Source organism: Paenibacillus sp. FSL R5-0636 (assembly GCF_037974255.1).
GTDB lineage: Bacteria > Bacillota > Bacilli > Paenibacillales > Paenibacillaceae > Paenibacillus_AQ > Paenibacillus_AQ odorifer.
In genome coordinates this window covers 2,585,034-2,597,858 of record NZ_CP150232.1, presented here as the reverse complement: position 1 = coordinate 2,597,858, position 12,825 = coordinate 2,585,034, and the positions used below count along the sequence as shown (strand labels likewise).

At 44.6% G+C, this 12,825-nt stretch carries 10 protein-coding genes; 5 read left to right on the top strand and 5 right to left on the bottom strand.

Annotated features, from left to right (window positions below; all coding sequences use genetic code 11):
- Positions 1–18 precede the first annotated feature (18 nt).
- Both MKX34_RS11355 and MKX34_RS11350 read right to left on the bottom strand, forming a co-directional pair.
- Positions 19–2,088 (bottom strand): bifunctional aldolase/short-chain dehydrogenase, encoded by a 2,070-nt coding sequence (locus MKX34_RS11355; protein WP_076296313.1) that lies wholly within the window; start codon positions 2,086–2,088, stop codon positions 19–21.
- Between the two features lie 216 nt (positions 2,089–2,304).
- On the bottom strand, positions 2,305–2,805 hold the full coding sequence (locus MKX34_RS11350) for a GNAT family N-acetyltransferase (protein WP_076296312.1): 501 nt from the start codon (positions 2,803–2,805) through the stop codon (positions 2,305–2,307).
- Positions 2,806–3,284: 479 nt separating this feature from the next.
- Between MKX34_RS11350 and MKX34_RS11345 the strand changes: the two genes are divergently transcribed.
- Entirely contained in the window at positions 3,285–4,193 is a 909-nt protein-coding gene (locus MKX34_RS11345; protein ID WP_076296311.1) for an alpha/beta hydrolase, read from the top strand.
- 29 nt (positions 4,194–4,222) lie between these two features.
- On the top strand, positions 4,223–5,089 hold the full coding sequence (locus tag MKX34_RS11340) for a sugar phosphate isomerase/epimerase family protein (RefSeq protein WP_305953653.1): 867 nt from the start codon (positions 4,223–4,225) through the stop codon (positions 5,087–5,089).
- 62 nt (positions 5,090–5,151) lie between these two features.
- On the opposite strand, the gene MKX34_RS11335 is transcribed toward MKX34_RS11340, so the two are convergent.
- The gene (locus MKX34_RS11335; RefSeq protein WP_076105385.1) at positions 5,152–5,661 is read right to left on the bottom strand and encodes a DinB family protein; all 510 of its coding nucleotides are present in this window, start codon (positions 5,659–5,661) and stop codon (positions 5,152–5,154) included.
- Positions 5,662–5,803: 142 nt separating this feature from the next.
- On the opposite strand from MKX34_RS11335, the gene MKX34_RS11330 reads away from it, so the two are divergent.
- Together MKX34_RS11330 and MKX34_RS11325 are read left to right on the top strand one after the other, a co-directional pair.
- The gene (locus MKX34_RS11330; protein ID WP_036689759.1) at positions 5,804–6,832 is read left to right on the top strand and encodes a glycosyltransferase family 4 protein; all 1,029 of its coding nucleotides are present in this window, start codon (positions 5,804–5,806) and stop codon (positions 6,830–6,832) included.
- A gap of 157 nt (positions 6,833–6,989) precedes the next feature.
- Positions 6,990–7,958 (top strand): glycoside hydrolase family 43 protein, encoded by a 969-nt coding sequence (locus tag MKX34_RS11325; protein WP_036689758.1) that lies wholly within the window; start codon positions 6,990–6,992, stop codon positions 7,956–7,958.
- A 72-nt stretch (positions 7,959–8,030) separates the two neighbouring features.
- Here the strand turns inward: MKX34_RS11325 and MKX34_RS11320 are convergent, their stop codons facing one another.
- Complete coding sequence (locus MKX34_RS11320) at positions 8,031–8,825, bottom strand: AraC family transcriptional regulator (RefSeq protein ID WP_076105384.1); 795 nt, start codon at positions 8,823–8,825, stop codon at positions 8,031–8,033.
- 133 nt (positions 8,826–8,958) lie between these two features.
- On the opposite strand from MKX34_RS11320, the gene MKX34_RS11315 reads away from it, so the two are divergent.
- The gene (locus tag MKX34_RS11315; RefSeq protein ID WP_038570011.1) at positions 8,959–10,302 is read left to right on the top strand and encodes a glycoside hydrolase family 30 protein; all 1,344 of its coding nucleotides are present in this window, start codon (positions 8,959–8,961) and stop codon (positions 10,300–10,302) included.
- Positions 10,303–10,390: 88 nt separating this feature from the next.
- Here MKX34_RS11315 and MKX34_RS11310 read toward each other — a convergent pair whose 3' ends face one another.
- A complete protein-coding gene (locus tag MKX34_RS11310; RefSeq protein ID WP_256715505.1) occupies positions 10,391–12,808 on the bottom strand; it encodes a TIM-barrel domain-containing protein in 2,418 nt (805 codons plus the stop codon).
- Positions 12,809–12,825: the final 17 nt, after the last annotated feature.

Here is a 12,825-nt window from a genome sequence, read left to right as displayed (position 1 = left end):
CTATATTCAAGCTACCTCTTATCTAGTAAAAGCTGCTGGCACTCCACCGTCGATTGTCAGCATACAACCCGTAGTTTTCTCTGACTTGGAAGAAGCAAAAAAAGCAACGCCTTCGGCAATATCACGCGGATAAATATTAACTAGCAGCGTCGTGCGTTTACGGTAATGCTCCTCTAATTGATCCGGCTCAATCCCGTAAGCAGCCGCCCGTTCATTACGCCAGTTCGAATTCCAGATGGCTGATCCCTGTAAAATTGCATCGGGCAGAATCGTATTGGCACGGATGCCAAACTCTCCGCCTTCAGCTGCTATACAGCGGGCCAGATGGGCTTCGAGCGCCTTGGCAGAACTGTAAGCCGAGACGCTTTTTCCTGCAAAAATAGAATTTTTGGAGCCGATGAACACCATGCTGCCACCGATTTTTTGCTCCTTCATCACCTTAAAAGCTTCGCGCGCAACGAGGAAATATCCTGTGCCCAGTACAGAAATATTCAAGTTCCACTCTTTTAATGAAGTCTCATCAAACGGACTGGAGGTTGCAAGCCCAGCATTATTAACGATAATGTCGACCCCGCCATAAAAAAGTGCTGTCTCCGCATATGCTGCGGTTACCTGCTCTTCCTGAGTTACGTCCATTTTAACGGCGAATGCACGATTTTCACCATACTTAGCGTTAATCTCTTCTGCTACTTTTTGTGCACCCTCCAGATTGAGGTCTGCCAATACAACATGCGCTCCTTCTGATACTAAACGACGAGCCGTCTCACTCCCAATTCCCCCGGCACCACCTGTAATAAAGGCAACTTTACGGGAGAACTCCGCTTCTGCCGGAGCCAGTGATAATTTATATAATTCCAGGGGCCAATATTCCACATTGTACGATTCATTCTCACTAAGAGAGACGAAATCTCCCAGTGCAGTAGCTCCGCGCATAACAGCAATCGCCCGGTGATACAAGGCTCCGCTGATCTTAGAATTGCTCCAGCTTTTACCTGAGTTGATCATGCCCACGCCAGGAATCAGGATCACACGTGGCGCAGCCTCGAACATTACATCGCCCTCATGTTTATTACGGTCGAAGTATGCTTTGTACTGCTCCTTATAAGCGCTAATCACTTCGCTCAGCTTCGCCTTCAAGCCATCGATATCATTGGTGTTTGGCTCCCAAGCAACAAAAAGCGGCTTCATTTTGGTATGTACCAAATGATCCGGACAAGCTGCGCCTACATCAGATAACTTCTCCGAGTCAGCCCCTCCTACGAAACGCAGCACATCCTCCGCATCGTCGAAGGTCAAAATCATTTTACGCTCATCGCTGACTGCGCCTCTGATCAGTGGCATCACTGCGGCCGCTACAGCCCGTCGCTCTGCTTCTGGAAGTGCTTCTGATTTGCGGCCGCCAAATAGGTTCTGATCTTCAATTCTTTCTTCAATATAACTTTCCGCTTCGTTAATTATGGAGATTGTTTTGGCATAACAAGATTCAGGTGTATCCCCCCAAGTCACAAGACCGTGTTTCTCCATCAGCACTAATTCAGCTTTCGGGTTTGCGAGTACACCTTCGGCAATCATTTTGGATAAAGTGAAGCCTGGACGGATGTATGGCACCCATACGAAACGATCCCCATAAATCTCACGGGCAATTTCCTTACCGTTATGAGCGCAGCATAGGCTGATAATGGCATCTGGATGCGTATGATCCACATGCTTGAAAGGTAAAAATGCATGCAGCAACGTCTCGATGGAAGCACGCGGATGTTTAGGGTCAATCATACAATTTGCGAGATAAGCTACCATCTCTTCATCTGGCATTTCATCACGTTCAAATAACGGGGCAATATCCTGAAGCCTTAGTCCGGTAAAATTGCCTGCTTTCATCGTAGCGAGGTCAGAGCCGCTGCCCTTCACCCACATTACTTCTACCTCGCGCCCGCGAAAATCCAATTCTATCGTTTTGCTGGAGGTATTCCCTCCGCCAAAGTTACAGACTCTGCGATCTTCGCCCAGCAGATTAGAGCGGAACACTAATGCATCCAATCCCCCGTTTAATTTCTTTTCCCGAGATGAATCCCATAAGTTTTGTACCATTTGTGAATACCTCCGTTTTTGAATGTTTGTTTTTTTGTTTATTTTTGTTTGTTTTGATTTTAAACTATTTGTTTGTGTTTGAATAGAGCGCTTTCAACAAAATTTTAAATTTTTTTCACATTTTAGACGAATCTACATTGGATTAACTACAATAACATCGCGAATAACAAAAAAGAGCTGCCTCTTGGCAACTCCTCCCCTATTGTTCACACCAGCTTAAAGGGTGATCCAGTAGTTACATTTTTCATTCTCAATACCATGTAGTATTCCTTTGTTCGCTTCAATAACCTTTCTCGAAGATATATTGTCCGGCTCACAAGTCAGCATGACCTTATCAATCCCCATGTCCGCAGCTTTTTTTAACAGCTCTGCCAAAAAAATCGTACCATAACCTCTTCCTCTCTCACTGGGTCTGATACTATAGCCAATGTGTCCACCTGACTTCCTCAATTGATCATTTAAGGAATGTCTTAATTTTCCGACACCAACGGGATAGGAGTCAATCAGTAGCCAGTAGTTGGTCTGTGCTACATACTGTGGTGGAAGATTATCACCTTGTGAAAGTGCTATCCTCTCCCGGATGAAATCAGGAAATTGACTGAAAGCCAGATCAAATCCATTGTTGACGAATCCATTTTCCCCCGGACCTATCTCCACAATCATCTCAAAAATATCGCGTCCATCTGAAATGCTAGCTTCCTTTAGCTCAACAAGCATAATAATCCCCCCCTAGAACGTTATTAATAACTTCCCTATCAAAAATTTACCGCAAAAAAGACCGGCATGCATTATTTAATTGCACAATCTACAACTAAAATGCACTTCAATGCTCACGCCTAATGTATTAAGTGTACTTTGTGCAATTAAATTCGCCCAATTTAGCTAAATCAGCTAATTACGAGAGATATAGTTGTACAAAGTACATCTATATCACCGAAGTGAGAGTAAAGTAGCAATTTAGTTGTATGAAATACACTTATCTGGCTCCTTGTGACTACTAGGTGATCAAGCAACAGGTATCTAAACTAATCTATCTAATCTATCTAATCTAATCACCATCTACTCACCCTCTAATCACCTTCTGCTCCCCCACTTTTCACAGGAATGTTTCTATTTCTCACTCCTCCTTCCGCACTCTCGTAGTATACTTATTGGAATAAGATACAGATGTTGTATTTTCACTACGGAGGTTTGTGATGGTAAATAGCTTTAAGAATGCCAAGGCGAAAGAACAAGTGTGGCAGTCCTACCAACAGCTAGTTGATCAGTGGCCTATTCCTCTTGAAGAACTCGATCTCCCAACCACATATGGGCTGACGCATTGTATCCTTACCGGGCAAAAGAGTAATCCCCCCTTATTTCTATTTCATGGCGTTGGTGATAACTCGGCGGTCATGTGGCTCCTTAACATCGAGGAATTATCGCGGCATTTTTACTGCATCGCTATTGATACTCTGGGCGGACCCGGAAAAAGCATTCCTAATGCGTACTTTAATAAACAAAAGTTTGAGCAGGTGGAATGGATTAATGAAATAGCCAAACATCTGAGCATTGACATCTTTAATATTGCAGGGGTGTCAAATGGCGCCTATATTGCTTTTAATTATGCGACCAAGCAACCGGACAAAGTGAACCGTGTGATTTGTTTGGAAGGCGGAATGGTCACCACACCAATCAAAGCCATGCTGCAAACGCTAATGATGATGTTCCCAGAGATTCTGGTTCCCACGGATCGCAATTTACTGAAAGTGCTGAAGAAGTTAAGTGCGCCTGACTCCCCTTTATTTGACAATCACCCAGAAGTAGCTGCTCATCTAATCCTTTTAATGCGCACTCATAATCAACAAGCTATGTTTGTTCATAAGCTTCAAAAATACGATAGAAACGCCGCAGTTGCCGTCAGAGATAAGCTCTATTTTTTAGTAGGAGAACACGCATTAAAACAATCAAAGGATTTCATAGATATTTTAGAGGACGGAAAGTTTCATTACCAAGTCATCCCCCGTGCGGGACACGGCATTAATCATGAGCAACCGGATAGAGTCAACACTGAAATCATCAATTTCCTGACCGGCGATAATGATAAATCACTTGCATCCTTATGAAAGCGTTACTATTATGAAGGTTATTACTCATACTTACTCTATTAAAGGAGAGGTTACCCATCAGATACGGAACTCTAGCCCACACATTTGGCTGCCTGCCGCTCAAGTCGTTAACTGCAACCCTTCAGAATTATGATATCGATTTTGTTCAGCTTGCATTATCCAAAGCCATTCAGGACATCGACACTTCTACCGGTAAACTAAGTCCAGGTCTTGCCAGCTATATTGGCGAACAATTTGATAAAGCAGGAATACGTATCGGTGTTTTGGGCTGTTACATCAACCCTGTTCATCCGGATCCTGTCATCCGGAGAGCTGAGATCAATCGTTTTAAAGAGCATCTTCGTTATGCCCGCCAATTCGGCGCACCTATGGTGGCAACAGAGACCGGTGCGCTGACTACTTTTCAAGCACAAGATCCGGTCCATTACGAAGCTATCGGCTGGGATACGTTAAGGGCAACTATAGAAGAACTTGCAGAGGAAGCTGAAAAATGGGGCGTTTTTCTAGGACTAGAAGGGGTCTGCACACATACACTTTCTACACCAGACAAGATGCGCCGCATCTTAGATGAAGTCCCATCAAGCTGTATAGGTGTTGTATTGGACCCTTGTAATTTTATTGGCACGGCTGCGCATTTGCAGGATCAAATTGTCGATGATTCCTTCAGATTATTCGGCGACCGTATCATTCTGGCGCATTTAAAAGATATCTATCAAGATGGTGAAAAAGCATACCACGGAAAAGCAGGCAGCGGATTATTCCATACCGAAGCTTTCCTGCGCAAACTCCAAGAATATAAGCCAATGATCGATGTGTCATTAGAAGATATCAAGGATCTGGAGGTTAATGATACCGTTGCTTTACTGAAGAAGCTTGCTCCTATAACACAATAAAAACCCACTTCTGAGGATAGGTGTTAGCAGCAGCTGCGCATCTATCCCAGCTTTATCTATGCTCAAAAATAGTGTTTCCAGTTATTGAGCAGATGATCATCCTCTTTCTGCAGCAATTTGGAGGCATATACGATTTGACCTGTATGATAGGAATAATGTTCTACCGCTCCGATCATAATCTTTTGAATACTCCAAGTATAATTCTCCATTCCAGCCCCCTCAGGGAAACTAATGGTGACCTCCCGTTCTAGATCAGCCTTCGTCAAATTGCCCACCACCGCACGGCTTTCTTCCCTGACCTTCAGCATATACTGCAATAATTCCTGTGATGAATAACCGCCTCTGGTCAAAAATTCATTAGGTCTATCTCTTTCTATTGGCTTATTGCCGATTCCGCTGACCAGATGCTGATATTCGCTGCCCGCAATATGCAGGCATAGGTTACCAATGGCATTCATTTTTGACTTTGGACGAAACCATATCTCTTCGGTCGATAGCTTATTTACAGCTTGCTCCACATACCCCAAGGATTGATCGAGCCTTCTCATACATTCGATAATGATTTCACTCATACTAATCCCTCTTCCTTCTACTTTTGTTTGTAAACTTGTTAAATGGTACTTTTCTATAGGAGCTGAATAAAATAAGAAACATAACGATTGAATCATATTGTTTCACTATTACAGCTCTAACTTGGAAGGGACGGGATTATCAATGAGATTCACATTCCCTATTCTGACCTTATCTCATGGCGGAGCACAACGTATGCTGGTAGAGCTCACCAATGGGCTGACAGATTTGGGCCATCAGGTCAACCTCCTCTTGCCTGTGGATGGCGCTATTTCTTATGATGTGCGCGCAAACGTAATCCGCTCCTCACATATGAATATTCACGAGCATGACTTTCCTCCCGGAGACGTCATTGTTTCTAATTATTATACAACTGTCCCCATCGCCCAAGCAGCAAGCAAACAAGGAAAAGGGGTTCATGTACGTTTATCTTTATGTTATGAGCCTCCTTTTTTACCGGATAACGGACGCTCCTTCCCCTCCTATCACATCACTGAGCATCTAATCGTTTTATCACGTTGGCAGCAGGAGCTGATCTTTTTAAATCATGGCATCACCGGCAGTATCGTGCCCATTGGCATTAGCTCCTCTTTTAAAAATATGAATATCCGTCACAGTCTTCAAGAGCCTTTAAACATAACAGCTATATTAAGAAAAACAGAACGCGGCTTCTCCTGGCACCGCGAGCAAGATTATCTTATAGAACAGCTGGATTACGTAAAAAGCCAATATCCCGATGTAAATATTAACTTCATCAGTCCGCCTGACGAGTTCAACACCTCAGAAATTCTCCAAAGAATGAAAGCTACTGGCAAATATCGGTTCTTTACGCCAGCAAATGATGAGGAGCTCTGCTATCACTATAACGGTGCGGATATTTTTGTTAGCTCAAGTATTTTTGATACAGGTTCTTTACCGGGACTTGAGGCCATGCGTTGTGGAGCAGCGTTAGTCTGTGTATATTCGGGTGGGAATATGGAATACGCCCATCACAAGAAAAACTGTTTGCTCTCTTATCGATATGAGAACCGGCTCGGTGAAGATGTCATCCGCTTAATACGTGATCCCAACTTAAGAACTAAATTAGCGGAGCAGGGGGAAAGATATTCGCGCAAATGGACTTGGGAAAATAGTGTCAGATTATTTGAACAAGCGATCACAGATTTATTATAAAAATATAAAAAAGCAAGTCTCCGATGGCTGAGATTTGCTTTTTTATTGATCCAAAAGAATCATTGACTAGAGAAATAATACAAGATATTATGTAAGCGTTATCAATTGCAAAATAATGAAACACTTTAGGGAAATCTAAACTAAAAGGAGAAGGAATATGGCGAAAAAAGGTAGGCAAGGTTATCGGTTGTTATTGTTGTCTTTTTTAATGCTTTTTACAACTGTTTTCTCAGGAGGATCGCAAGCTTATGCAGCAACCTGGAATCTGACTGGAGATACCAACGTACACGACCCTTCATATATCAAAGAGGGGAACACACATTGGGTATTCAGCACGGGATCAGGTCTCCAAGTGATGTTCTCAAACGATGGAACTAACTATATTCGCTCCCTCCCGATTTATACCTCGAAACCCTCCTGGTGGAGCTCTTACGTTCCCAATCAAGAAGGGCTAGATGTATGGGCCCCAGAAATTTTCTACTATAACGGTACCTATTACCTCTATTATTCTATCTCCACATTCGGCTCAAGAGTGTCTGCTATTGGTTTAGTAACTACTAAATCGATCTCCGGGGGAAAATGGACGGACCAAGGTGTCGTTATCTCGTCTAATGACGCCTCCAATTATAACGCCATTGATCCTAACATTACGGCAGATGCTAACGGAAACCTATGGATGACCTTCGGTTCCTGGAGCAACGGGATTTACATTACCTCCATCAACAAAACAACCATGAAGCCAACGGGCAACTCGTATCGCATTGCGACTAAATCCGGGGGGATTGAAGGCTCCAGCATGGTTTACAATCCAAACACCGGATATTATTATCTATTCGTATCCATTGGCCAATGCTGCTCAGGCGTAAACAGCACCTATAAAATTGCAGTGGGACGCTCAACCAGCGTACTGGGGCCTTTCTATGCGAAGGACGGTACCGATATGAAAAATGGCGGGGCTACGGTCATCGATAGCGGCAACAGTTTTTGGGCGGGTCCTGGTGGACAGGATATATACGGAACCAACGTTATCGTCCGCCATGCTTACAGTGTCGCTGAGAATGGCGCACCCAAATTGTTAATCAGTGATCTCGAATGGGATTCTGCTGGCTGGCCTTACTATAATTAACGTCTAATCGAGAGTTGCCCCGAAGTCCTACTCTGTGATTTATGGGGCAGCTTCTTTTTACTGATAAACCTTCTACTCTCTCTTTCGATAGATACCTGGCGAGACACCATAACGCTCCCGAAACACCCTGTGAAAATAGGTGTAACTTCCAAACCCCGTCTCCTCTGCTATACGCTCTAAGGTGTAATTGGTATTGTCCATTAATCTCAGTGCCATCGCAAGCCGGATTTGCCCCGCATATTGCATAATAGAATAACCGAATTGGATCTTGAATAAATGTACAGCCCTTGTCACACTAATTCCAGCATGAGCAGCTACGTCCTTTAGTCTGATCTCTGAAGTAGCATGCTCCTCCACATAACTCTTCATTTTAAGTCCGTGTAGAAGCGAAGCCGAAGATGATGCAGGTGCCTCTTCCATAGCCCGATCTAACAACAAACATAAAGCTTTAAATAGTGCTTCAAGTATTTCAGGGCTACCCCCGTCTAGTCTTCTATTCTCCAGATCAAGCTGTTGCCATACACTTTGCAGCTTACCATCATCCGCAATTCTAACCTTTTTGGGTCGCTCACGCAGGTTCCACCAGTGGTCCACCCATTCCCCTGTACACATTACAAAATAGTCCACACTATGTCCCAAAGGACTTTTCTTTTCACCGATTCTCAGATCATATATATCGTAGGGCTTAAATAACAATAGATCCCCCGGCACTACGGCAGTCATTTCTCCATCGATGAGGACTTCACATTCCCCTTCTGCTTGCAGCCTGATGATATAGGTATCCAACCCACTGCGATATAGTTGCCGAAAAGGCTGAGTATGGCGGATAAATCCACACAGACTAATTTGAACGCTGTTTGTTTCCATCGCATATGCTCCTCATTCTATAATAGTCGATGACCAGATTGTTGAGGTTCTTAGCCATATAGTTTCTTCAAAGTGCAGTGAATCTCCTTCTATAATAAAGACAGAATTCATATGTAGGAGGTTATCAAGCATTATGAGTAAAACTATTCGCGTCATTCAAACCGCTAAAGAAACCACGGATCGTTTAACAGAAAAGGACCCTCTGATTTTCCTTCCCGATACGTCAGGAGTCGAATCAGAGCTAATCAATATCTATGATGATCTGGAGTATCAAGAAATTGAAGGCTTTGGTGGAGCTCTTACGGAGTCCTCTGCCGTTACTATCGCTAAGCTTAGTGCAGCTAAACAAAAAGAAATCATCGACGCTTATTTTCATCCTGAGCACGGCATTGGATATACCCTTTGCCGCTCACATATCCAAAGCTGCGACTTCTCACTGGGCAACTATGCTTATGTAGAGGAAGGCGATGCGGAGCTACGTTCGTTCGATATTTCCAGAGATCACGAGTCGGTTATCCCCCTCATAAAAAATGCTGCCGCAGCAGTAGGTGAAGATTTCCGTCTGTTCTCTTCCCCATGGAGTCCTCCAGCGTTCATGAAGACTAACGGGCAAATGAACGGAGGCGGAGCTCTTAAGCCTGAATATCGTAAGGCTTGGGCTAACATGTTCGTTAAATATATTGAGGCGTACACTGCAGAAGGGATTGATATCTGGGCTGTCAGTGTTCAGAATGAAGCCAAAGCTGTACAAAGATGGGATTCCTGCCTGTATACCGCCGAAGAAGAAAAGGATTTTGTGCGTGACTACTTGGGACCTGCTCTGGAACAAGCGGGCTTGGGCCATGTAAAGGTTATGATCTGGGATCATAATAAAGAACGGGTGTATGACCGTGCTAAGGTTGCTTTTGAAGATCAAGCAGCGTCCAAATACATATGGGGAATCTGCTTTCACTGGTATTCCGGTGATCACTTCGAAGCCCTCTCTGCCGTTCATGATCGTTTCCCAGATAAAAAGCTGTTCTTCAGCGAAGGCTGCCAAGAAGGTGGCGTTCATCTCGGCTCATGGAACACCGGTGAACGTTACGGACATGATATCATTGGCAATCTGAACAACTGGATGTCGAGCTGGACAGACTGGAACATTGTCTTGGATGAGCAAGGTGGACCTAACCATGTAGGAAATTACTGCGACGCTCCAATTATCGGAGATACCAAAAACGATGAAATTACTTTTGAGAGCTCTTTCTATTACATCGGGCACTTCAGTAAATATATTCGTCCGGGTGCTAAACGCATTGGTTTCTCTAAATATACAGATAAGCTTGAAACAACAGCTTTCCGCAACCCTGATGGCACTATTGCTGTTATCGTTATGAACCGCACAGAGCAAGAGCTTCCATTCACCTTGCGCTTCCATGACGAACTGGCTGAGAACATGATTCCGGCTCATGCCATTCAAACCCTGCTAATTAAGTAGCAGCTGTTCATTTCTAATAAAAAGAGGTTCTCTTTATGCCAGCGCACAGAGAGAACCTCCTTTTTTATTAAATTAAAAGAAATAGTGCTTAAAGCCTTGCTGATAGTATTTCGCATAACGCTCCATACAGTGTATGTTCAAGATCCAACGAGGCAAGAGAAGCCAGGGCCGCCATCGGCGTTACTGCTGCTTTGACTACATGGTAAATTTGTTCTTTCAATTGGAAAAGAATTTGCGCACGGTTCAGAAGGCTGAACACCTCATCATCTACAGAATTCACCGCAATCCGGGCATCTGTGAACGTTACCTCCAAGGAATGCTCTACCGCTTGATCCGAGATCATGATCGTAAGCGTATGTGTTGCCTCATCATAGTCTATGTTTGCTTCGATTTCTGTGCCGCCAGCGAATACCTGTACCTTCGTATCAGCAAAACCGACAAAGGACAACTTCCATGATCGCCGCTCAGGCACAACCTTTGTATTTCCCTGAGCAGAGAGAATCTTGAAGCTGGCTTTATCCCCCATTTCCAGGATCATTTCTGTATCGCACCATTGATCATCCTGATCCTCCGCAGTATCCCCCTCATCCTCCCAGAGATGAAAATGACCCCTTCCTCCCGCAAACACACGGACCTCCATATGCCTCGGATTATCCACTGAAGACGTATATTGCGTCAGATCTGCCATGGGCACAATAGCACCTGCTTTAGCTAATACAGGGATATTTTCTAGATTGCGATAGAGAGAAAGCTTTCTGCCACCGTCGTACACTCTTCCGTTAAAAAAATCTATCCAAACCCCTTCTGGTAACCAAGCCTTAAATTCGGCAACGCCTACCTTTGGGTTGACCGGCTGTGTAATCGGACAGGCAATAAGTTCCGTTCCGAAATAATATTCATTGGGCACTTCATAGGCTTCATTCGACAACGCATGATGATAATACATCGGTCGGATTAGCGGAAGACTATCGCGGCTGGCGTAGCGATTCATGGTGTACAGATAGGGAAGTAAACTATGCCGCAAGCGCAGGCAATCCTTTATCACATCTTCCGCAATCTTATTGAATCGCCATGGCTCCTTGCTGTTAAAGGCACTAGCAGAACTATGTAACCGCAGAATAGGCGAAAACACACCGAATTGCACCCAGCGCATTGCCAACTCATCGTCTAAATAACCATTCATATGGCCCCCGATATCATGGCTCCACCAACCATATCCCACGTTAGCGGCGTTGGCTGTGAAGTATGGCTGGAAATCCAGCGACTCCCAAGTGACAATGGTATCTCCAGAGAAGCCCACAGGATAACGATGGCTGCCAAGACCTGCATAACGGGAAAAAGTAATCTGCCGGTTGCCTCTCCGGCCGCTATCCAGATAGTGATAATGGTTCAGCATCCAAAGCGGATCTAGTCCCGGTACTTTAGTCACTCCACCCTGCTGCCAATCAATCCACCAGAAATCCACACCTTCATTTTCTAGCGGATGATGCAGAAACTTAAAGTATGCTCGCAAAAAATTCGGATCCGTGATATCAAATTCCACAGCATCCCCTTTTTCCGGGTCCATACCCATCTCCGCAGCAATGGCAAGATAAGGATCTTCAAACGCCCGTACACCGTCTGCTGGATGTACGTTGAGCGTTACTCGAAGTCCTTTTTCATGCAGCCATGCCAAAAATCTTTGAGGCTCCGGGAACAATTCCCGGTTCCAGGTATAACCCGTCCAACCACTGCCGTACTGCGGATCAATATCGACGAGATGCCAATCCATATCTATAACAGCGACGGAAAACGGAATTCGCTCGAGCTCAAACCGCTCCATTAGCGCTTTGTATTCTTCTTCTGAATATCGGTAATAACGGCTCCACCAGTTGCCAAGGGCATAACGTGGCAATAGGGGCGTACGACCGCAAAGGTGATAGAAATCCTTCAAGCAGTGCAAATAATCATGACCGTATCCAAAAAAATAAACATCGAGGCCAGCCAACGCCCGTAGCTCTACCCGTCCATCCTCTTCCAGTACTAGGGAGGTGCTATCATCAACTAACGTATACCCGGCACGTGAGAGTAGTCCGTGCTCCAGCGGAATGGCACCATCTGCATTATCCAGTGTACGTGCTGTCCCTCCCAAATCTTGGACTGTATCTCCATAATTCCAGACACTCATTAAATGACCCGCTTCGTTTCTCACCCGAATACTGAGACCATGCCGGGAGAAAGGCTGTTTGTCATAAGTTAAATGCAGGCGCTTCGTAATCAACTCAAGTTTATTCCCCAGATCCATTACGCGGAACTCTGGAACCGGAAAATTGCGATTCACAACGGTCTGTGACGCCCGATCTTCGAAATATCCTTCCTCACTATATTCCATCCGGATAAGCTCCGGAGTTAAGACAGTGAACCGATAGCACTCCCCCTGAATAATCGCGTCAGCATTACTGCCTGGTTCAGAACGCAGCTTTAATTGGGTCGCCAAAGGGGTTGGCTCTTTCATCGTATTTCCCATCAAGTAAAAACCCCATT

What these genes read in the sequence shown, in the direction of transcription:
- MKX34_RS11355 (WP_076296313.1), bottom strand. Translation starts at nt 2,088, where the DNA reads ATGGTACAAAACTTATGGGATTCATCTCGGGAAAAGAAATTAAACGGG.
- MKX34_RS11350 (WP_076296312.1), bottom strand. Translation starts at nt 2,805, where the DNA reads ATGCTTGTTGAGCTAAAGGAAGCTAGCATTTCAGATGGACGCGATATT.
- MKX34_RS11345 (WP_076296311.1), top strand. Translation starts at nt 3,285, where the DNA reads ATGGTAAATAGCTTTAAGAATGCCAAGGCGAAAGAACAAGTGTGGCAG.
- MKX34_RS11335 (WP_076105385.1), bottom strand. Translation starts at nt 5,661, where the DNA reads ATGAGTGAAATCATTATCGAATGTATGAGAAGGCTCGATCAATCCTTG.
- MKX34_RS11330 (WP_036689759.1), top strand. Translation starts at nt 5,804, where the DNA reads ATGAGATTCACATTCCCTATTCTGACCTTATCTCATGGCGGAGCACAA.
- MKX34_RS11325 (WP_036689758.1), top strand. Translation starts at nt 6,990, where the DNA reads ATGGCGAAAAAAGGTAGGCAAGGTTATCGGTTGTTATTGTTGTCTTTT.
- MKX34_RS11320 (WP_076105384.1), bottom strand. Translation starts at nt 8,825, where the DNA reads ATGGAAACAAACAGCGTTCAAATTAGTCTGTGTGGATTTATCCGCCAT.
- MKX34_RS11315 (WP_038570011.1), top strand. Translation starts at nt 8,959, where the DNA reads ATGAGTAAAACTATTCGCGTCATTCAAACCGCTAAAGAAACCACGGAT.
- MKX34_RS11310 (WP_256715505.1), bottom strand. Translation starts at nt 12,808, where the DNA reads ATGGGAAATACGATGAAAGAGCCAACCCCTTTGGCGACCCAATTAAAG.